Here is a 21266-nt window from a genome sequence, read left to right as displayed (position 1 = left end):
TTAAATTTCACCCGTTAAAAACTTATTTTGAACACCTCTAGTGATAATGAATTTCCGGGGAAAGAGATTTATAAAATGAGATTCAAAAATACGTCAGTGTCTGATTCCGCTCTCATGGGTGAGAGTGATGCCGTGGACCCAGGATATAATAATGCTTGCGCCAGAGGACGTTCTCATTGAAAACGTAATCGAACTGCTGAAGAGGATGGGGTTCAGAGACTATGAAAGGGTTTCCAGCAAGAAGGACTGGGGAATAGACATCGTGGCCATAAGGGATGACCCCATAGCCGGCATGGAGAAGCTTGTGATAGCCGTTCACCGTAAGGGACTCGCTTCATCACGTGACGTCAATGTCTTCGCAGACTTGGTGGAGAAGTACAAGGCCGACAAAGGGATACTCATCTCAACCGCGGGATTCACCAAGGACGCCAAGGTGCTCATATCGAGGGAATACCGGGGAAGGATAATTCCGTGGGACGGGGAGAAGCTGGCCTCGCTGTTCCATAACTACTCCGTTGAACCTCCCGAGGAACTTGTGAGAATGGCTGAGAATGCCAGAAAAAAGCCCGAAAAAAAGAGTGCTCTCAACGAGTTTGAGCTCGATGCCCCCCTTCTCCACGACTTCTCTGCCGAGAACGTGTTTAAAAAGGTGGCGTCCTTTGCTTCTTCCAGGTATCCGGTCAAGCCCTCCGAGATGAGCCTCCTCTCCCTTTCCGTAACTCTGTCCAGCGCGTACATATTCTCCTGGTCCATTGAGGAGGGCAACCAGAAGGATAAGGCGGTCGTGTTCTCGGGCGATAAAATTGTCCTCCGAGCAACCGAGGACAAGAATCTCAGCGTCCCGGTAACAAAAGCCTTGCTCAACGATGCGTCCGCCATTAGAGCAACCGAGAGAGACATAGAGGTTCCAATAAGCCCAAGCGAGGCAGTCCTGCTGCTCAAGGAAAGGGCCGCCGGGGAGCTGAATGTCCCGGAGGGGAAGATATCAATCCACGAACGAAAGAAGGTCTACGTTCCAAAGCTTGCCAAACTCGACCTTAAGGTGGGAGATAACAGGGCAAAGGCCACTGTAAATCTGGAAACTGGTGAGGTTCGGTTCGATATAAGCCCCTTACCCGATGAGTACTTTGTCAGGAAAACCGAGGAGATGGTGTTCGAACAGACTGGGGAGGAAGTGCTGGAGAAAGAACTACGGAGGGAGAGAGGGAGGGTCAGGATCTCAGGTAAGACCAAGAGCTTCTCCTTTGAAATGACGTTCAATGAGTATACCGGGAGGCCTCTCAGTCTCGAAGCCCTTCTGAGTGATGAGGCTCTGGACGAGCTGTTGAGGAAGGTGTACCCGGATGGGAAGGTCATTAACCTTGAGAAGGGCAGGAAAGTGGCCGTTGCAGATATCCTCCTCTCTGACGGTATAGCGGTTCTTGAGGTAGATTTGACGAACGGCCAGCACAGGGAGATTAGGAAGCTTCCTTCTCCTGATGAAGCCTTCAAAAACGCCCGGGAGGTTATAGAGGCAAACTTCCCGCTCAGAAACCTTGAGATGAAGTCCCACAGGGTGCTTGAACACAAATACCTTGAGCTGGCCCTTGAGAGCCCCGACGGGAAGGCAACCGTGAAGGTGGACGGTGCCACGGGGGACGTCCTCGATTACCTCGTGGAGATAACCCCCGAAAGAGCAAAGGAACTTGTCGCCGAGAGGTATCCGGATTTTGAGATAGTCTCGGTGGAAGGAAACGAGGCCGAGTACACACTGAAGGCTGAGAACGACAGACACGTGGTAACCATAAGGCTGAGCAGGGACGGGAAGCTTGTCGAGGAGGTAGACCGCGTTCTTAGACGGGAGCTGGCGGAAAAAATAGCCCTGGAACGTGCCAGGGAGATTGACGAGGAGGCTGGAATAGACTCGATTTCTCTGGATGAAAACTGGAATGTGGAGTTTGCCGGAAAGACCAAAATAGGAAACCTGACTCTCCACAGGGCCACAGGGGAAGTTCTCAAAGAAAACGTGCGCTTCACTGAGATGGCCATTGAGACCATGTACCACGAACACCTGAGGAAGACCTTCGGCGAGGAAGCCCTAACAACGGAGAGGCTCACACACTATAAGGACAGGGGATACATAAACATCAAGGTCTCTGGCAGGGGGAAGTTCTACTATGCGAGGATAGACACAAAAACGGGCAAAATACTGAGCGAAGACACCGCACCGATAAAAGGAATAGCGGCAAAGCTAAAGCGGCTCCAGCTTGAGAGCAAATACAAATGATCACGTCATCAGCATGTTCTCTATCATTTTTATTGCTTCCACTATTTTCCTCTCCGGCTTCTCCTCGTTCTTTGGAATTTCAAGGTTGATTACGAGCCTCTCTTCCTTGCTGTCCTCGAAGTCGTAGACCTCAAGCTCCTCGACCTCAACGTCCTCAAAGATGCTCTCTATCTCTGGGCTGATGATCTTCTTGTCGTTGCCGTAGACCTCAACGCGCACCACGTCCTCGGTGGTAGAGGCCACCACCACTATCTCATACGCACCAACCTTTTTGGTGAACCTGAGCACACTCCCATAGCCCTCCACGTCCTCCCTGAAGCCGAGCTGGTGCATGGTGCTCCTTATGGCTTCGGTCTTGCTTTTTATCCTGTTAAGAATCCTCTCGCGGAGCTTGTAGCTCTCCCGGAGGGCCTTCTTTATCCCCTCCCCTGCCTCTTCAACCGTACCCTCCCATATGCCGATGACCTTTATTCCAGAGGATGTCGGTTTGAGCTCTATCTTGATGGAATCAACGTCGAAGTCTCGCAGGTCATCTATTTTAAGCTCGCTGAGGGTGAGGATATCAAACTCCATCCTCACGATGTCGCCGAAGGCTTTACCCTTGAACTTCACCTTCATCACCATGGAGGGCTTATGGAGATGGTTTAAAAACTCTTCCATGGGAGGTGCCGGGAGAACTGTAAATACAAGAAAAAAGAGGGGAGGGTCACTTCCTCCTCCTGAGGAGGAGCGGGACGAGTGCAAGGCCAACGAGGGCAGCCGGACCGCAGGTGCTTCCGGTAGTGCCCTGGGTGGCGCTTTCGGTGGTGCTCTCTGTGGCGCTCGTTGTTGGGGTGGTTGTCTTGGCCGTTCCCCCGACGGTGTAGGTGGTCTCGCCGGTGTTGCCGTAGAAGTCGGTCGCTATGACCTTGATGGTGAACTCGCTGGCGTCAACACCTGGAACCTCGGTGAAGTAGGTGGCCGAGACCTCCGCTGGCTTCATTGAGAACGCCGGGTATTCAGCTATGACCTTTCCGTCGCTTATTATCTGCACCTTCATGTCCCTGATTCCAACGTTGTCGCTGGCGCTGATGTAGACCTTGAAGGCCTTGCCCGGCTTGGGCTTGCTGGGCGAGAGGTAGCCGACCTTGACTTCAGGCGCCTTGGTGTCAGCTTCCTTTACAACGGCTATCTGGCTGATTCCCTCCGGGACGGTGACGTTGAGGAGCATGTAGTATGTTCCACCTATCTCCTTCTCACCGAGAACGGTGTAGGTTATGTTGGTCGCCTGGGGGTCGACTTTGGCTCCAGCGGGTATCTGGAGGGCTATCGGGCCGCTTATGCTCTTGCCGAGCTCGTTGATGAACTTGACCGCAGTCCCGTCCTCTCCGTCCTGGCGGAAGACGATGAACTTTTGCGGAACCGGAAGGGAAACGGGGTTGTCCTTGTCAAATATGTCCCTGAGGAGGTACGGGAACTCAACGGTGCCGTTGTCGTAGACGTATATTATCTGGGAGCCGTACCAGCTGGGCTTGGTGTAACCCCTCTTTTTGTCGGTCTCACTAACAGGATTGCTGGTCTTGTCCGGCGCTCCTGTGGTGGTAAGTGCATAGAACCAGTGCTTCTCACCGTTTTTGTCAATGTAGAGGACGGGCTTGTCCTTGTGGATGTGGCCGCTGAGGACGAGCCTGACGTTGTACTTCTCGACCATCTGGAGGAAGTACCTGGCTATGTCCTCGTACTCGCCGTTCCTGCCAACCCAGTCCCAGCTGGCGAGCTTCTTTATCTGCTGCCAGTCGTTGTCGTCGAAAGCAGTGAGGTTCTCCACCACTCCACCGTTGAGCCTGCTTATGTACCAGAAATAGTGGTGGACAAACACGATCGGTATCTTGTCGGGGTGGCTCTTGAGGACATCTTCCATCCACTTGAGCTGCTCCATGTCCGGGTGCCTCTCCTCACCGCGGCTGTCGAGGCCTATGATGAGGAAGTTCCCGATGACCCTGTAGAAGTAGCTCGGGCCGACGTATTTGTTGTAGTACTTCGGCGGATGGTCGTGATTTCCTTTAACTGCCATGAAGGGGGTTCCCGCTGCGGTTGCGTGGAGGATTGTTTCGTCGAGGAGCTCATAGCCACGCCTGTCGCCGTTGGTGTCGACGTCATCACCGGTGGCGAGGATGATGTTTATGACGTTTGTCCCGTCCTGTCCGACCATACCGTAGTAGGTCATGAAGCTGTCTGTTGCTGTGTAGCTGTGGAGTGCTATCGGGTTCTTGCAGTACTCAAGAATGCCGGTTAGGCTCTTCTGGAAGTAGTCGCCGCAGACGAACCCCATCTTTGACCCGCTCGTCACGTGGAGGTCACTTCCATGGGCTATCTTGAGAACCGTCGGGGCCTTTTTCATGACCCATACGCCGTTGGGGATCGTGATCTCGCCCTTGTCGCTCTTGACCGCGAGGAAGTAGACGTCTGGCTCAACGTTTTCGGGTATTTTAGCCTTGACAGCCCCGTTCTCCGTTCCGACGATCTCCAGATTATACGGGCCGTGCAGTATTGAAACTATCTGCAGTTCCTGGATTGTAACGCCCTCCGCGGGATATATCTCCACGGTGTCACCCGGCATGCCTATCACAGGCGCTCCCGGCAGAGGCTGAATCAGGATGTCCCCTGGAGTGGCTGGAGTCGCTGCCCACACCGTGCTCGCTGGAATCGCTGCCAGTGTAAAAAGGGCTATCAACAGGGAGATTATTTTCCTGCCCAGCATAGCATCACCAAAAACATCGTTGCAAAAATAGGTTATAAGCTTTCCTTTGCAGGAGTCTCTGTGGAATTCTGGCCAAAACTGGCCTCCGCGGTTTCAACCATCCTCTTGGCAACCTCGGAACGTCCACCAAAGCGTTTATACATAAGGTAGTTCAACATCACATCATCGTGGAGCCGCTTTGCAACGTCAAGTTTTCCCTTCCTGACTGCCACAAGGAGTCTTGTGAGGTGAACCGCCATCTCAATGAGGTGGAAGTCCGCCCTGCTTATCGGCCTCGGCGGCAGGGTACCATCAATCTCCCCCTCTGGGGTGAGGCTACACTCCAGAACGGTGGCCGACCCAAGTTCGTCATTGTGGGGCTCCTCCATGAACTCAACCCTCCCGTAAACACCCGGAAGGCCCGCTATCCAGCGGTAGCCGTCACTTTCTTTGAACTCAGTCTGCACAGGAAAGTTGAGGGCGAGTTTAACAATGAGTTCGGCGTCGTTGGTTACCTGTATCGAGGCCCTGGGGTGGTCTTGTATGTCCTCTCTACTTTTCCCGCCGAAGAGTTTGAAAAACAGTCTATTCCCCTTCCTTACAACGCCGACGGGAGTGACGTTCGAGCGAGTGACCAGGAGAACCTCGTAGACCTGACCCTCGTTGAAGAAGCCAATGAGCTCCATGACACCACCAGGGGAGAATAGAAAAGGAGAATTTAAAGCTGCTGCTTCGGCAGGACGATGATGTCGTCCCTGTTCACATAGAACGTTACCGGTTGCGTGGGCCTGAGCCCTCCGATGTCCCTGTCGCTGATGGTTCTGGCTATGATCCTCGTCTCGCCGAAGAGGCCGACGACCTCAATGAAGAATCCGTAGTACTCGACGAGGTCAACGGTTCCGGTGAATGAGACCGCGTTCTCGACCGGCTTGAGCTTTATCCTCTCCGGCCTGATGACTATGACGACGTCGTCGCTCTTTTCAGTGTAATGGAGGCCGTCAAGCCTTATCCCTTCGAATTCAACGGTGACCTTGTTGCCGTCCCTCTCCACGACCCTGGCGGGGATGACGTTGGTCTTGCCCATGAATGAGGCGACGAACTCCGTCCTCGGGCTCTCGTATATCTCCCTTGGAGTTCCGACCTGCTCGACGGTGCCGACGTTCATCACCGCTATCCTATCGCTTATCGCCATGGCCTCCTCCTGGTCGTGGGTGACGTAGATGACGGTGATGCCCAGCTCGCGCTGGATCCTCCTGATCTCGGAACGCATCTCAAGCCTGAGCTTGGCATCGAGGTTGCTCAGCGGCTCGTCGAGGAGGAGAACCTTCGGCTCGACGACCAGCGCCCTAGCTATGGCGACACGCTGCTGCTGACCACCGGAAAGCTGGGTCGGGTACCTGTCCTCGAAACCGCGGAGCTTGACGAGGTCAAGGGCCCACTCGACCTTCTTCCGTATCTCTTCCTTGGGGAGCTTCTTGAGCTTGAGGCCGTAGGCGACGTTGTCAAAGACCGTCATGTGCGGCCAGAGGGCGTAGTTCTGGAAGACGAGAACGGCACCGCGCTTGCTGGAATGCAGGTAGGTGACCTCCTCGTCGCCGAAGTATATAGTTCCGCTGTCCGGGAAGTCGAGGCCGGCTATAATTCTCAGCGTCGTTGACTTTCCACAGCCGCTCGGTCCGAGCAGGGTGAAGAGTTCCCCCGCTTTTATGTGGAGGTTTATCCCCTTAAGGGCGACCGTTTCTCCGAAAGTTTTAACGATGTTCTCAAGCTTGACGTCAACCATTTCAACCACCTCATGTGAGACCTATGAACGAGTACCTCTGCTTGGTTATCACGTTGGCAAGGACTATGGCGATTATCTGAACCGTCATTAGGAACACGCCCAGAGCTGCCGCCAGGTTGGCGCTTCCGACGGCGCTGGTCATGAGCTCGACCATCCTTGCCGTTATCGGGTAGTAGTCCGGGTTGATGGAACCCAGGGTGATGCCGACGCTGGTCTCGCTCATACAGTAGACGAAGCTCAGCATTGCCCCTCCGAGGAGGTTGAGGAGTATTAGGGGTATGAGGATCCCGGTTAGGGCCTTCCACCTGCTGGCACCGAGGTTGAGGGCAACTTCCTCAAGCGAGACGTGAACCTGCTGGATTCCCGCGGAGATGGAGCGCGCCGCGAAGGGCAGACGTCTGATAGAATAGGCCAGCACCAGCACCATGGCCGGGTTGAAGCCGAGCAGGTTGGTCGGGTCGAGGGGCGTGTCGGGGAACACCTTGGCGAAGAAGAAGAAGTAGCTCATGGCAATGACTATTCCCGGAACCGCTATCGGGATGGTCGCAAGGCTGTCGAGCACCGGGCCGAGTTTGCTCTTCTTGAACCTGCTGGATGCGTATGAGGCGGTGAGGGACAGGAGGATTATGACCACTATGGCCACGGTTGAGTACATGACGCTGTTGAGGATCACCCTCTCGATGTCGGGCTGGGTTATGATGCTCTTTATGTGTGCCGTGGTAAAGCCGTCGGGCCACGTGCCGGCCCAGCTTTTGCTGAAGGCCAGAAGGACAACGCCCACCTGGGGGAATATAGAGATGAGGAGCATCGGCAGGACTACAAAGTATATGAGGATGGCCTGCCAGCCCTTGGGCTTGGCCACGCGGGGCTTCCACCTTCCGCCCTTGCTGAGCATCGCGTACTGCCGCATGCTGACGTACTTCCTGATGCCGAGGAACATGAGTATCGCTATCGTGAGCATTATCAAAGCGAGTGCCGCGAGCTGTGGGCTACCGACGTTGAAGCCGCTGGTGAACGCGCTGTAGATCTGGAAGGACATGAGCTTCCTCGCGAGCGGGTTGCCCTGGAAGACTATCGGTGCCGCAAGGTCCTCAAGGCTGAATATGCCGACGAGGGTCGCTCCGGCCGCAATTCCCGGCAACGCAAGGGGAAACGTTACCGTCCTGAAGAGGTGGAACCCTCTGCTTCCGAGGTTCTCCGCCTGCTCCTCAAGGGTCGGGTCAATGTTGATGAAGCTGGCATAGGCGTTGAGGTAGACTATCGGGTAGTACGTCATGGTCTGGGCGACGATTACACCGATGAGGCCGTCGATAACGATTCTGTGCGGGAACACATGGAGGATGTCGTAGAAGATCCAGTTAATGAGCCCGTCTGGGAGGAACATCTTCTTAACGATGAAGACGTTCACGAAGGGGGTGACGAGAAGCGGTACGAAGAGCAGGATTCTGACGATGTTCTTGCCCGGAAAGTCGTAGCGGGCCATGACAAAGGCGAAGATCGTCCCCAGAATCGTCGTCAGTATCATGACGCTGACGGACACTATTATTGAGTTCAGAATGACACCGAAGTCTACGCCCTGGACGTAGTATATCTGCTCACCGTTGGGCATCGTTATCAGCTGCGAGAACGTCCCTTCGGGGCGGAAGCTGATGTAGTAATCCGAGGTCAGTATGCTCGTGAACCAGTGGAGGGAAAAGCTGCCGTTGTACTCAAAGGCCACCGCCAGCATTGCCAGCACGGGAATTATCAGGAACGCCACGAGGTACAGAAGGGGTATCATGAACGACGCAGTCACAACAGGGTCGAAAATAGGCGTTCCAAAGAGCCTCTCGCTCCACTTGCTAACTCTCATGGGTTATCGACCTCCCGTCCTCTTTGTGTATGTGCAACACTCCTTTGCTTCTCGCATGGTCTCAAGGGCCATATTTAAACGTTTCCAAAGCATTCTTGCGCCGGGCACATAGAAATTAGGAAAGGCAAAAAGGGAGAATTTCCAGAAAAATGTCAAACTCATCCGGTGATCTGCTTGAGGTCCTGGAGCACCTTGTTGTACTTGTCCATCGCCGCCTGGCGCCATGCCTGGACGAGCTGATCCTGGAAGTTCCTGTCCTTCACAATCCTGTCGTTGATGCTCTTGGCGTACTCCTCGGTGAAGGTGACGGTCTTGCCGGTCTCCGGATCCTTGAACTGTATCGGTGCGGTGAGCTCGTCCTTGAGCTGCTCAAACTGCTCCTTGGTTATCTTTCCACTCCTGTAGGCCTGGACTATGGCGACCCACGCGTTGTGGAGCTGCTGGTTCGGGTCAACGAGGGTTGCCTTGAAGTAGTACTGAAGGGCACTCACAGTTTCGAGGGCCCTCTTGTCATCGAACGGGATTCCCTGGGCGCTGGTGGCGTCCTGGTAGGCCTTCTTAAGGGCCGGCCTGGCCTCGCCGTAGGTCTGGCCCTCGTGCTGGCCCTTGAATATAACGTCCGCGTAGACCTTTGTTATCTTCATGTCAAATATCTGCGGGTTGATGGGCAGCCTGTTGACGTCCGGGCTCATCCAGACGGCCTGGCCCTCGGTGAGAACCCAGTAGATGAAGGCCTGGGCCGCCTCGGGGTGCTGGGCTTTGGCAAGGAGTGCTATCGGGTCGCCGTTGATTATGCTCTCTCCCTTTGGAACAACATAAAGACAGTCGGGGTTCTGCTGCATGGCGGTGTACCCGTAGAAGTCAATGGTGTTTCCTGCGGCGATTTCGCCGTTTATAACTGCATCTCTGACGGCGTCACTTGCCATGTACACCTTGGAGTTGGCAGCTATGAGGGTCATGATGCGCCATCCCTGGTCCCATCCAAAGGCCTGGAGGATGATCTGGTATATCCTGGTGTTGGAGGTGCTCCTCGTCGGGTCGGCTATGCCGTACTGCGGTGGGTCAAGAGCCCAGTCCTCACTGGCAACGTCCTCCCACTTCTCGGGCATCTTGAGGTTCCACTTGGCGAGCTGCTTCTTGTTGACGGTGAAACCGAAGGATGAAAGTGCCGCGGCGATCCAGTAAACCTTGTCACCGTCCTTCCTAACCATGGGCATTCCGGCGAGCTCGGTCGGTATCGGGTTGCCGAGGAGGTCGAGTACTTTCTTATCAGTTATCGGGGCAAGGTATCCTGCCTTGTAAAGGTCGTCGAAGAGGGTCGGCCCTCCTCCCCAGCCGACATCGGCGCCCTTCTGGATGTAGCTGGGCCAGAGGCTCTCGGGAACCTTGATGAACTTGAGGTCTTTTATGTTGTACTGCTTGGCTATGTCGCTCTGAAGGAAGGCCTGCTTTACCATGTACTGGATGGTCGCGTCGTGCCTCGTGACGACGACGAGGGTTATGCCCTCGCCAGAAGTCCCTGTGGAGGTCTCCCCTCCGCCTATACATCCGCTGGCCACTATGCTGAGTGCAAGAAGAAAGATTATACCCACCGACACGATCTTTTTCATTTTTACCACCCTGCTATGTCAATCAGCTGAAGTTGGCAAAACACAATAAAAAATTAATGGTTCAAATGACAGAAGAAAGGAAGGGAATCACTTCCTCCTGAGGAGGAGCGGGACGAGTGCAAGGCCAACGAGGGCAGCCGGACCGCAGGTGGTGCCTCCGGTTTCACCGCCTTCGGTGGTTTCGCTGCCAGTTTCAGAGGCCTCGCTGGTCGTTTCGCTTGCGGTCTCCTTGCCGAGCTCGCCCTGGACGTAGACTGCCCACTTAATGAAGTTGGAGACAAACTGCGGGCCGTCGAGCTTGACCCCGTGGTACTCGGGTGCCCACATTGGCTCGTAGCCACCGTAGGGGGTCTCACCGCTGACTATAAGGACGTTCTTCATGTCCGGGAAGAGCTGGACTGCCATGAGCGGGAACTGGCCGGTGTCGCCGGCAGTGTAAGCGTTGGCAGCTGGATCAGTGTTCTCAACGATCTGGCCGTCCTTACTGCTGGTGACGATCACATATATGTTCTCAATGCCGCCTCCGACAGGGAGGGGCTTCCAGTCGCCGTTCTCGTCGTAGTAAGCGACAACACCCGGGCCGTGGAAGAGGACCTTTCCGCCGTTGGCGAGGTCCTTGGTTATCATGTCCTTCTCGGGAGTGTCCGGGTCGGGGTTAACGAGGCCGATGACACGGTATCCGGCACCGGCGTTGCTTGTTGCATCCTCAACTGAAGCCTGGTCAACACGCAGGTTGGCGCCGATGGCGTCAAGAATGGTGTCAGCAAAGTCAATCCTGTTCGGGCCGTCTCCATAGTCGGAATCAGCGGCAACCCAGAGGATCCTGTTTCCATCGTTCCACCACTGGACGATGGCCTGTATTTCATCAGGGCTGAAGGCCTGGCTCGGCTGTCCAAGGATAAGGAAGTCAACGTCCTTAATCGCGTCGTAGGTTATCTTGTCGCCGACGTTCTGGATTCCAAGCGTGTCGGCAACGGCAGGGTCGCCGATGTAGACCCAGTTGAAGTCGCTGAGGGTCTTTATCATTCCCTCCGCGAGGACGTTGCCGTCCCTGTCGGTCAGAACTGCCAGTCCCTTGTCGCTCTCGCCGTGGGCGAGGTCAACGCCGATTGTCGTTGCACTTGCCATGGCAAAACCAAAACACCAAAGAACACAAACACTGCCATTATTATTGCAGCCTTCCTCATGGTATCACCGGGTTATTTACGCTCCATGAAGTTATAAATCTTATGAATCCGAACTTTAACAGCCTGGAAAAACTTCCGTAAAGTCCTTAAAGGCTTATACCGTTCAGGCTTCAGGTGGTGAGTATGGATATTGAGAGGAAAATAGAACTTATCAAGAGGAAGCCCACGGAAGAGCTCCTGACGGAGGAGAACCTCAGGCACCTGCTTGAAGTTGGTGTCCCCATGCAGCACTACATCGGATTTGAGATAAGCGGTTACATTCACCTCGGAACCGGGCTTATGGCTGGAGCGAAGATAGCCGACCTCCAGAAGGCTGGAATCAAGACGAGGATATTCTTAGCTGACTGGCACAGCTGGATAAACGACAAGCTCGGTGGAGACCTTGAGGTCATCCAGAAGGTCGCGCTGAGCTACTTCAAGGAGGGAATGAAGCAGAGCATTAAGGTAATGGGCGGCGACCCGGACAAGGTCGAGTTCGTTCTGGCCAGCGAGATACTGGAGAAGGGTGACTACTGGCAGACCGTCATAGACATCTCCAAGAACGTTACTCTGGCAAGAATGATGCGCTCGATAACGATAATGGGCAGGCAGATGGGTGAGGCCATAGACTTCGCCAAGCTCATCTACCCGGCTATGCAGGTTGCTGACATCTTCTACCAGGGGGTCACGATAGCCCACGCCGGAATGGACCAGAGGAAGGCCCACGTTATAGCCATTGAAGTCGCTCAAAAGTTGAAATACCACCCGCTCGAGTGGAATGGGGAGAAGCTCAAGCCGGTCGCCCTGCACCACCACCTCCTCCTGGGCCTGCAGGAGCCGCCGGTCTGGCCGATAGAGGACGAGGAGAAGTTCAAGGAGCTAAAGACCCAGATGAAGATGAGCAAGAGCAAGCCTTACTCAGCCGTCTTCATCCACGACACGCCGGAGGAGATAAAGCAAAAACTCAGGAAGGCCTTCTGCCCGGCCAGGGAGGTCAAGTACAACCCGGTTTTAGATTGGGCCGAGTACATAATCTTCCGGGAAGAACCAGTCGAGTTCACAATACACAGACCTGCCAAGTTCGGCGGCGACGTCACCTACACGACCATCGAGGAGCTCAAGAGGGACTTCGCCGAGGGCAAGCTCCACCCGCTCGACCTCAAGAACGCGGTGGCAGAATATCTCATTGAGCTCCTCAAGCCGGTCAGGGACTACTTCGAGAGGAATCCAGAGCCGCTTGAGCTGATGCGGGAGATAAAGATCACCCGCTGACTTTTCCTTCCCTTTTAGCTGGTGGAGCCGATGCCGGGGATAGACGAGAAGGACAGGGAGATACTCAGAATCCTCCGGAAGGAGGGCAGGATAACCCTCACAGAGCTCGGGAAGAGGGTTGGCCTGTCCCCGGCGAGCGTGAAGAACAGGGTAGAAAAGCTGGAGAAGCTCGGGGCAATTAAGGGCTACTCCGCCATCGTTGACCCAGCCTTCCTCGACGAATACGTTCAGGCGTTTTTTGAGCTGAAGCTTGCCATAGACGACCACACCGTTGACCCAATTCTGAGGCGGATTGCTCGGCTGGAGGAAGTTCAGAGCCTCTACCGGCGCAGCGGTGAGAGGCAGATACTCGTGAGGGCGAGCTTCCACGATACGGATGAAGTCAAGGCCTTCGCCGGAAGGCTCAAACGGCTCTTCGGCAAAAACTTGGAGCGGGTTGAAGTCACACTTATAATAGATATCTTTAAGGAGAACTGGGTGCCCAGTGAGAGCAAGAGGCGCTGATCGCTTGGCGAGGGAGTGGGGATGCTCTTCGTCGTGAGGCCCGGAAGAAAGAAAAACGAGCTTGAGGCTTTCTTCATTGAGAACGAGCCCGAAAAGCTCTCACAGATGAGGAACCTCAAAGCCGATGCTATATACCGCTTCATAATGCGCGAGGGAAGGCTCTTCAAGGTCCTTGAGGGGAGCAACTACAGGAACCCAAAGGAGATTGAGAAACTTCTCCGTGGGGCAAGGATAGTCCTCATAAATGCGGGCGAGTGGGAAGACTACTTTAAGAGAAGGCTCCAGAACAAGCGCGTTGAGAAAGCCGAGCTCTGCCGCCTCTGCCTCCTCGACGGCAGGGTGACCGTCCTCACCGAGGGGAACCGCATTAAATACCAGGGCGAGTACATCTGCGAGAGGTGTGCGGAAGACGAGCTGAAGAGGGAGCTCCGCTTCAGGTTCAGGAGCGTTGCAATGTTTGACCAGGCTAGAAAGCTCCTCGACAGGTTTAGAGACCTTGATAAAGTTCTCTACGCCTTCGACCCGCGTTTTGACCCTACCGGGCACCCGGAGATAACAAAGTGGGACGAGCTGAAGGCCAAACACGTGCGCGTTGAGAAAGTCCACCTTGACGAGCTTCCGCTTCCCGAGAAGTTCAAATCCGTTCTCAAAGCTGAAGGCGTTAACGAGCTCCTCCCCGTCCAGAGCTTGGCGGTAAAAGGCGGCCTTCTTGAGGGTGAGAGCCTCCTTGTGGTTTCAGCCACTGCGAGCGGTAAGACCCTCATTGGCGAGCTGGCCGGTGTCCCAAAGGCCATGAAGGGCGGGAAGATGCTCTTCCTCGTCCCCCTCGTTGCCCTGGCAAACCAGAAGTACGATGACTTCAAACGGCGCTATTCCAAGCTCGGCCTCCGGGTGGCGATAAGGGTTGGCATGAGCCGCATAAAGACCCGGGACGAGCTGGTTGTGGTTGATACTGGGATAGACGCGGACATAATCGTCGGAACCTACGAGGGAATAGACTACCTCCTCCGCGCCGGCAGGAAGATCGGCAACATCGGAACCATAGTGATAGACGAAATCCATATGCTGGACGACGAAGAGCGCGGGCCGAGGCTGGACGGTTTAATAGCCCGCTTAAGGAGGCTCTACCCAGATGCCCAGTTCATAGGCCTGAGCGCCACCGTCGGGAACCCTGGCGAGCTGGCCAGAGAACTCGGGCTGAAGCTGGTGCTCTACGACGAGAGACCGGTCGATCTGGAGAGGCACATAATCATAGCGAGGAACGAGAGCGAGAAGTGGCGCCACATAGCGGTTCTCTGCCGTGCTGAGGCGATGAGGAAATCCCCGCAGGGCTACAAGGGGCAGACGATAGTCTTCACCTTCTCGCGCAAGAGGACGCACGAATTAGCGGCTTACCTCACGAGCAAAGGCCTTAGAGCCAAGCCTTACCACTCCGGCCTGCCCTACAAGCAGAGAAAGCTCACCGAGATGGAGTTTTTGGCTCAGAGGCTCGACGTTGTGGTCACCACAGCCGCCCTTGGAGCAGGTGTGGACTTTCCGGCCTCCCAGGTAATCTTTGAGAGTTTGGCCATGGGCAACAAGTGGCTCACCGTCAGGGAGTTCCACCAGATGCTCGGCCGTGCCGGAAGGCCCCTCTACCACGAGAAGGGCAGGGTCTACCTCATAGTCGAGCCCGGGAGAAAGTATTCTGCCCAGATGGAAAGCTCGGAGGACGAGGTTGCGTTCAAGCTCCTCACCGCTCCAATCGAGCCAGTAATTGTGGAGTGGAGCGACGAGCTTGAACAGGACAACGTTCTGGCCCACTCCTGCGTCTTCAACCGCCTTGACGTCATCGAGGATGTCCAGTCCAGATGCCTCGGCGCCAACCAGAGCGCGGAAAAGGTTCTCGAAAAGCTTAGGGAGTTCGGCTTCGTCCGGCTTAGAGGGCCGGTTGTTGAGGTCACGCCCTACGGGCGAGCTGTGAGCATGAGCTTCCTCCTGCCCACGGAGGCGGCGTTCATAAGGGACAACCTCGGAAAGAAGCCCGCCCGGTGGATGGCCGTCAAGCTCCTCCCATTCGAGAACCTCTACCTGAGCGGGACGCTCCAGAGGGAGCTTGAGGGCGCAGTTAGGGGAAGGCTGAGTGCAAACGTCTTCTCGCCAAGCTTCGCTTCCATCCTTGAGGAGCTCGACAGGGTCATCCCGGAGCTCAGCCCCAACGCGGCGGAGAGGCTCTTCATGCTCTACCAGGAGTTCTTCATGTGTCCTGAGGAGGACTGCACCGAGCACGCGATGGAGCGCGTGAGCGATATGATAATCGAGCTGAGGAGAAACGGCAAACACCCGACGCAGATAGCGGAGCACTTCAGGAAGGTCTACGGGCTGATAGTCTATCCGGGCGACGTCTTTACTTGGCTCGATGGCATTGTGAGGAAGCTTGAAGCAATCGAGAGAATTGCAAGGGTCTTCCGTGTCGGGAGAGCTGAGAAAGAAGCAAAAATCCTGAAGATGGAGATTGAAGAGGGCAAAGTTAGTAGAGAAAACCAAAGAGGAAGAGGGGAACGCGGTTATCACCGGTAACTATGCCGTCGGAGACTACGTAATCCGGCCTTTGTCCTCTCCCCTTCCCAGGACCGCCAATTTCAAATATCTTTCCTGCCACCACGAAGTCCGGTTTCTTTGTGAGCCGAGAACTCTTGGGATAGCAGAGTCCAACCTGCCGCACATGGTTAACGAAAAACTCCTCACGGAGCGAGCCCAACTCCACTGAAAAGCCCTTCCTCTCAAAAAACCTCCTGAGCGGTACTGTCAAATAAAGCTTGGGTTCCTTTCGAATGTTCTCGCAGGGAAGAACCCTGATTATCAGCCCAGCTTTTTCCAGGTCGGAGACGAGCCTTATGGCAAGGGTCTTTGATATTTCGAGGCTCTTGGCTATCCTGGAATAGTTGGCCTCAAAGGGTTTAGACCTCGCAATGAGATAGAGCAACTTGAAGGCATCTTCCTCGTATTTGACACTAACTTCCCTCAATGCAGCCATATCTTCGAGGATAACCTTCCTCAGAGAGTTTTCGAGTGCGTCAAAAAAGCCCCCATCTGGATACAGTACTCCCCCCTTCAGCATGTACTCTTTCCACATAGGCTCGTATTCCATGTACCGGTATGTTGTCTCGAATGCCTTCGAGAGGATTTCATCGAGAGACAGTGGTTGGATATCAGCCCCCCTCTTTATGTTAAGCCACTCCCTAAACGATGCCGGAGGGAGTTCTTTGAGTACCACCCTTCTTGAGAGATCGGCGGAAGAATGCAGTATATCTATGGCAGAAGATCCAGAAAAAAACACCCGGACCTCGTGCTCATCATACAGGGTTTTCAAATCTTCTTCCCATCCAGCCTTTCTGTGTATCTCATCGATGAAGATGTTCTTAAAGCCCATGCCTTGGAGCTCTTTAACGATTTCATAAAGTGAATAGGGCTTTAAAAGCGTTGAATCCGCAGAGAAATAGACGCTCTTTTCTGTCTCAAAGGCCAATTGGAGAAGAAGCACAGTTTTTCCAACACCTCGAATCCCTTTTACCCCAACATAGTACTCTTTATCTATTTCTTTTAGCTCACTGTAAAGAAATCTTCTCTTTGGGAATCTTGAGGCCCACTTCATCAACCTCTTACTCGTTGAAACTATCGAGGAAATAATCCTGCTCTCCACAGTGTCCACCATTATTCTCTTTGGCACAATCTTTAAAAATATTGTCTTCGAGTGAAGACAAAATTCAACAATTTTGTCTTCATGGAAAAACAAAATTCAAACCTGGAGCACCAGCTGGGCCGGGTCCCTTATGGCCGGGCCCAAGCCGAGGATGTATATTGCGAGATACCAGAAATAGCGCTCCTCTTCGTCGGGCACGAGGTACCTGAGCCCGTAGTAGACCACTACGAGTATCAGCGTTATCCATGGGTAGTATGAGTACGCCCCCAGGTAGTTCACCAGGATGTTCTCCAGCCAGTGCACCTCGCGGTAGCCGTAGAAGTGGATAGCAACGACGGTCGAGGCTATATCGAAGTAGTGTGCCAAGACAGGGTAAAGGTAGAGCCTCTCAAAGGGCCTCCACCGGTAGAACGCGAAGACCGCGGCAAAGCTGACTGCGGTATGGATGAGGGTCAGCCCGTAGGGCTCCCAGCTCTTGGCGTTGGTCACCAGGAGGTAGTTGGCCCAGAGCGCCAGAAGTGCCCCCCACGCAATGGTTATCCTGGGGTACATCTCCATTTTTGCGTCCGCCGCGAGGGCGGGGAGTATCAGGATGAAGGCCGTAAAGAATATGCCCGGTGTCAGTATGAGGGGGTTCTTTGGGAGAACTCCCCCGTCAACGAGCGCCCTCACCGTCGAGCCAAAGATGACCATTGGTGTAACCGCCAGAAAGAGCCTCTCGTCGACCTTTATCCGGAGGGGTTTGATTATATATTTATATGAGTATATCACTCCAAGGCCCAGCAGGAAGGCGTAGACGAATGTGTTAATCGGGTTGTAGCCGCTCCTCGTGAACATCGGCTCCCAGAAGTAGCGGTAGAGAAAGTCCATCAGGGATTCCAGCATTTTTTCACCCCCAGATGAGTCCCCCTACCCCTTTAAAGGTCTTTTGGGAGCAAAAAGGAAAAGCTGATAAACTTGGATGTTTCAAAAATTAAGGGGTGATGTAATGCCGTACGGGCCTGCTATGGTTTTTGGGATGGGTGCTGTAGCTATACTGGGCTTCCTGCTGGCGCTCTTCATAGCGGCGCTGTTCCTGTGGATGGGGGCAAAGCTGATTGGGATCCATGACGCCTCGATAGGGAAAGCAATGATCGCAATACTCGGCGGAGGCATCCTGGCGGCCATTGTTGGTGCCCTGGTTGGAGTGGTTCTGGGGCCGTTTGGACCAGTACTGGGTTTCTTGGCCAACATCTGGGTCATCAAGGCAGTGTTCAATACTGACTGGCTCAGGGCCTTCTTGGCATGGTTGCTCTCGGGGATTATAGCCATCCTGGTGATGGGAATCCTCGCGCTCCTGGGACTCTTCACAATCGGTGCCCTCGCGGCGCTCTGAGTTTCTATTTTTGGGCAAGGTATAAATATCCCCAGCGCACTAAGCTATGTGATGCCTATGTTCTTCAAACCGGCCGAGCTCCAGCCAAGGGAGGTCAAGCCATTCGATGCGTTTCCCCTCTCGTTTGCCGAGGGGAGCATGTCGGCCATGATAGCGGCCGATGGGCTCGCCGAGACCGTCTTTTTGTACCATCTCATAGCAAATGCCCTTGAGAACGGCCCCGCCTACCATATCGGCCCGGGGGCATCGTTTTCCGTTAAGGTTCTGAAGCGCATCGCTGAGGACGTCTCGAACCTCTACGCAGGCAACGTCTACTCCGTTGAGGAGCTCCTCCAGGCGTTAAACGTCGTTGAGGATGGGTCCCTTGTGGTGGTCTCGCTCTTTCCAGCGCTCCTCAACCGGTCCGCCGGGGGAATAGTGGAGGTTAGAAAACTGGTTGACAGAAAGGGGCTCATTCTGGTTCTCGGACACTCAACCATAGAGCTCAACGAACTCGACCTTCCCGGGGAGTTCAGGCGGTTCTATGACCTTCCGGAGATTTTTGATGTCCTCGCCGTACTGAGAACCAGCTCCTACCGCGGCCACTACCGGCTCAACATGACAGTTCTCAGGGCACCTCCCGATTATGTCTCCGCCGTTGGTGACCACTCGATACCGATTGACTCCTTAATAAAGCCCCTGCTCTAGCCGTACATACTTATATGCCCCAGTCCAAGGCCGTAGCGGACGTAGAGCGCCAGTGCAAAGAGTAGCAGGAGGACGGTCATGGCGAGATAGTCCTTACCCCTCATCTCGATGTCGTAGAGAAACGTCCTTTTCTTGGTGGCACCGAGGGCGCGGCTCTCTAGGGCTATGCTCAGCTCGTGAGCAGTCTTGAGAGACGCCACAAGAAGGGGTATAAGGACTGCGCTCATCCTCTTCATCCTGACCAGGAAGTTGCCCTTCTCCATCTCCCATCCCCGGCTCTTCTGGGCATCCATGATGTTGCCAGTCAGGATGTAGAGGGTAGGGATGTAGCGGAGTGCTATTGAAATCGTCAGGCCGAACTCGTAGGGCATACCCAGCTTCACAAAGCCGAGGATCAGGTCGCGCTGGCTCGTCGTCATCAGGAGCATGAACGTCAGCAGGGCGAAGGTCAGCAGGCGCATCGAGAAGGAGATGCCGAAGAGAAGCCCCTCAAGCCTCGGCTTGTATATCAGGGGCCATATCACAATGGTTATAACAACTATCGGGATGAGGGGCTTCAGAAGGCGAAGCACCTCCCGGATTTCAATCCTTCCAAGAGCTTTGGCCGATATGAGAGTGAGAAAGAACAGCGGGATCAGGAAGAGGGGGTCATTGTAGAGCATTATTGCGGCAATCCCGGCGAGGGTCCCGATTATCTTGACCCTCGGGTCGAGGCTGTGAAGCAGGGAGTCCCTCTCAAAGTAGAAGGGGTATATCATCGCGAACCACCCGCCAGGACGTTTATGACCTCCGAGGCGCTCCTAACAAACCCTATTCCGAGTTTTTCACTTATTCTGAGGAGCTCCGGTTTTTCAAGCCCGTACTCATGAAGTTCGAGGGAGAAGAACTCTTCCACAGGGCCGTCGAAGACCTTCCTGCCCCGGTGGAGCAGAACTACCCTCTCGGCCAGCTCCAGGACCAGGTCCATATCGTGGGTGATGAGGAGTATTCCATGACCGCTTTTTCTCAGTTCGCGTATGGTCTTGACGACTCCTGCGGCGTTTCTGGCGTCCAGACCGGTAGTAGGTTCGTCCAGAATTAGGTACTTCGGCTTCATGGCCAGGACGCAGGCTATAGCCAGTCTCTGCTTTTCACCACCGCTGAGGGAGTACGGTGTTCTCTCTTCGTAGCCCTCAAGGTTGACGGTCTTCAGTGCCCACCTCACCCTGCTCTCGACCTCGTCCTCATCCAGGCCGAGGTTCTTTGGGCCGAATGCAACCTCCCTGAAGACACTCTCCTCAAAGAACATGTGCTCCGGGTTCTGAAAGACGTAGCCGACTATTCTGCTCAGCTCTGCGACGGTATGCTCCCTTGTGTCCATTCCATCGACGATTACCCTCCCCTTTGTGGGCTTCAGGAGGCCGTTGAAGTGCTTTGCCAGCGTCGTCTTTCCGCTCCCGTTCTGGCCCACCAGAGCCACTATCTCCTCGCCCATTTCAAAGTCTATGCCTCTCAGGGCCTCTCTCCCGTTCTCGTAGACATGCCAGACGTTCTCAGCCCTCAGCATCGCTTTCAACTTCCGACTGCTGATTTAAAAAAGTTCCCAGTGAGAGCTTGAGTTCCCTGAACAGCTTCCTGGAGACATCTATGAGTGTGGGCGCCCTTCCGAGCACACGTGCCATGGACGTCGCATCGTCCGGCACAGGATTGGAAACGTTCAGCCCAACCCCGATGATGGCGTATCGAACCATATCCAGCTCCCCTGCCGCCTCCAGAAGGACGCCCGCTATCTTTTTTCCTCCTGTATAGATCCCCTCCTCAAGAACCTCCACAGGGATCCTGTAACCTCCCAGGGTTCTCGCGACCGCTTTGAGGGAGGGCTCCATGAGGTTTCCGACGTCCGTAAGCCTAATCCCTGGCCGCAGAATCACCGAGAAGTACAGGCCTCCCCTCCTCGAAAGCCACCGCCCTCCCCGACGGGCCCTTCCTGCGGTCTGCTCCTCCGCTATGACAAACGTCCATTCCGGTTCTCCCCTCTCAGCCAGCCTTTCCGCGACCTCCATGGTTGACGGTGTCTTCAAAAGGTAGTAGCTTCTGACGTCAAGCTCCCAGGGATATGGCTTTTCGGGGGTGGAAACGAGCCGGTACCCCTTTCCTGTGGTCTCTATGCCGTATCCGAGGGCCTGGAGCTCTTTAATGTGCTTCCATACGGAGACCCTCGAAACTCCCAGCTCTCTTGCCATATCCTCCCCGGATACCATCTCCCTGCTCCTCATCATGGACAGTATGCCCCTCTTAACGGGACTGTCCTTTATCAGCCCCCTCATACCGACCAATTTTCGTTAACTAAAACGTTTTAAAGATTAACGGA

At 54.7% G+C, this 21266-nt stretch carries 18 protein-coding genes; 6 read left to right on the top strand and 12 right to left on the bottom strand.

Annotation, left to right across the window (positions count from 1 at the left end):
• Nucleotides 1-127 precede the first annotated feature (127 nt).
• Entirely contained in the window at nucleotides 128-2266 is a 2139-nt protein-coding gene (locus A3L14_RS08125; protein WP_074631149.1) for a restriction endonuclease, read from the top strand.
• Here A3L14_RS08125 and A3L14_RS08120 read toward each other — a convergent pair whose 3' ends face one another.
• From A3L14_RS08120 to A3L14_RS08090, 7 genes are all read right to left on the bottom strand, one after another.
• Nucleotides 2267-2890 carry a hypothetical protein gene (locus A3L14_RS08120; RefSeq protein ID WP_055429543.1) on the bottom strand — a complete coding sequence of 208 codons (624 nt, stop codon included), beginning with the start codon at nucleotides 2888-2890 and terminating at the stop codon, nucleotides 2267-2269.
• 82 nt (nucleotides 2891-2972) lie between these two features.
• A complete protein-coding gene (locus A3L14_RS08115) occupies nucleotides 2973-5006 on the bottom strand; it encodes a metallophosphoesterase (RefSeq protein WP_055429542.1) in 2034 nt (677 codons plus the stop codon).
• Between the two features lie 32 nt (nucleotides 5007-5038).
• Nucleotides 5039-5671: a DUF447 domain-containing protein gene (locus A3L14_RS08110; protein WP_055429541.1), complete on the bottom strand. Its 633-nt coding sequence runs from the start codon at nucleotides 5669-5671 to the stop codon at nucleotides 5039-5041.
• A 32-nt stretch (nucleotides 5672-5703) separates the two neighbouring features.
• On the bottom strand, nucleotides 5704-6768 hold the full coding sequence (locus tag A3L14_RS08105; protein ID WP_055429540.1) for an ABC transporter ATP-binding protein: 1065 nt from the start codon (nucleotides 6766-6768) through the stop codon (nucleotides 5704-5706).
• A gap of 10 nt (nucleotides 6769-6778) precedes the next feature.
• Nucleotides 6779-8620: an ABC transporter permease gene (locus tag A3L14_RS08100; RefSeq protein WP_055429539.1), complete on the bottom strand. Its 1842-nt coding sequence runs from the start codon at nucleotides 8618-8620 to the stop codon at nucleotides 6779-6781.
• A 158-nt stretch (nucleotides 8621-8778) separates the two neighbouring features.
• Nucleotides 8779-10230 (bottom strand): ABC transporter substrate-binding protein, encoded by a 1452-nt coding sequence (locus A3L14_RS08095; RefSeq protein ID WP_055429538.1) that lies wholly within the window; start codon nucleotides 10228-10230, stop codon nucleotides 8779-8781.
• A gap of 87 nt (nucleotides 10231-10317) precedes the next feature.
• On the bottom strand, nucleotides 10318-11358 hold the full coding sequence (locus A3L14_RS08090; protein ID WP_232473309.1) for a CGP-CTERM sorting domain-containing protein: 1041 nt from the start codon (nucleotides 11356-11358) through the stop codon (nucleotides 10318-10320).
• Between the two features lie 182 nt (nucleotides 11359-11540).
• Here A3L14_RS08090 and A3L14_RS08085 point away from each other — a divergent pair, with 182 nt between their 5' ends.
• Genes A3L14_RS08085 through A3L14_RS08075 form a run of 3 tightly spaced genes read left to right on the top strand, consistent with a single transcriptional unit; the run spans nucleotide 11541 to nucleotide 15731 of the window.
• A complete protein-coding gene (locus A3L14_RS08085) occupies nucleotides 11541-12668 on the top strand; it encodes a tyrosine--tRNA ligase (RefSeq protein ID WP_055429537.1) in 1128 nt (375 codons plus the stop codon).
• A 30-nt stretch (nucleotides 12669-12698) separates the two neighbouring features.
• Complete coding sequence (locus tag A3L14_RS08080; protein WP_055429536.1) at nucleotides 12699-13172, top strand: Lrp/AsnC family transcriptional regulator; 474 nt, start codon at nucleotides 12699-12701, stop codon at nucleotides 13170-13172.
• 21 nt (nucleotides 13173-13193) lie between these two features.
• Nucleotides 13194-15731: a DEAD/DEAH box helicase gene (locus tag A3L14_RS08075; protein ID WP_055429535.1), complete on the top strand. Its 2538-nt coding sequence runs from the start codon at nucleotides 13194-13196 to the stop codon at nucleotides 15729-15731.
• On the opposite strand, the gene A3L14_RS08070 is transcribed toward A3L14_RS08075, so the two are convergent.
• The gene (locus A3L14_RS08070; protein ID WP_232473308.1) at nucleotides 15682-16863 is read right to left on the bottom strand and encodes an ATP-binding protein; all 1182 of its coding nucleotides are present in this window, start codon (nucleotides 16861-16863) and stop codon (nucleotides 15682-15684) included. The genes A3L14_RS08075 and A3L14_RS08070 overlap by 50 nt on opposite strands.
• An 87-nt stretch (nucleotides 16864-16950) precedes the next feature.
• Nucleotides 16951-17739 carry a DUF63 family protein gene (locus tag A3L14_RS08065; protein ID WP_074631153.1) on the bottom strand — a complete coding sequence of 263 codons (789 nt, stop codon included), beginning with the start codon at nucleotides 17737-17739 and terminating at the stop codon, nucleotides 16951-16953.
• 103 nt (nucleotides 17740-17842) lie between these two features.
• Between A3L14_RS08065 and A3L14_RS08060 the strand changes: the two genes are divergently transcribed.
• Together A3L14_RS08060 and A3L14_RS08055 are read left to right on the top strand one after the other, a co-directional pair.
• Complete coding sequence (locus A3L14_RS08060) at nucleotides 17843-18229, top strand: hypothetical protein (protein ID WP_055429533.1); 387 nt, start codon at nucleotides 17843-17845, stop codon at nucleotides 18227-18229.
• A 51-nt stretch (nucleotides 18230-18280) separates the two neighbouring features.
• Entirely contained in the window at nucleotides 18281-18916 is a 636-nt protein-coding gene (locus tag A3L14_RS08055; RefSeq protein WP_232473305.1) for a hypothetical protein, read from the top strand.
• Here the strand turns inward: A3L14_RS08055 and A3L14_RS08050 are convergent.
• From A3L14_RS08050 to A3L14_RS08040, 3 genes are read right to left on the bottom strand one after another with little or no spacing between them, the layout of a single operon-like run.
• Entirely contained in the window at nucleotides 18913-19674 is a 762-nt protein-coding gene (locus A3L14_RS08050) for an energy-coupling factor transporter transmembrane component T family protein (RefSeq protein ID WP_055429531.1), read from the bottom strand. The genes A3L14_RS08055 and A3L14_RS08050 overlap by 4 nt on opposite strands.
• Nucleotides 19671-20462 (bottom strand): energy-coupling factor ABC transporter ATP-binding protein, encoded by a 792-nt coding sequence (locus A3L14_RS08045; RefSeq protein ID WP_055429530.1) that lies wholly within the window; start codon nucleotides 20460-20462, stop codon nucleotides 19671-19673. Before A3L14_RS08045 ends, A3L14_RS08050 begins: the two co-directional genes overlap by 4 nt.
• A complete protein-coding gene (locus A3L14_RS08040) occupies nucleotides 20449-21222 on the bottom strand; it encodes a biotin--[acetyl-CoA-carboxylase] ligase (protein ID WP_055429529.1) in 774 nt (257 codons plus the stop codon). The genes A3L14_RS08045 and A3L14_RS08040 overlap by 14 nt, the downstream gene beginning before the upstream one ends.
• Nucleotides 21223-21266: the final 44 nt, after the last annotated feature.

The organism is Thermococcus thioreducens (assembly GCF_002214545.1).
GTDB lineage: Archaea > Methanobacteriota_B > Thermococci > Thermococcales > Thermococcaceae > Thermococcus > Thermococcus thioreducens.
Note: the sequence above shows the minus strand (reverse complement) of the source record. Positions and strands in the feature narration are given on the sequence as shown.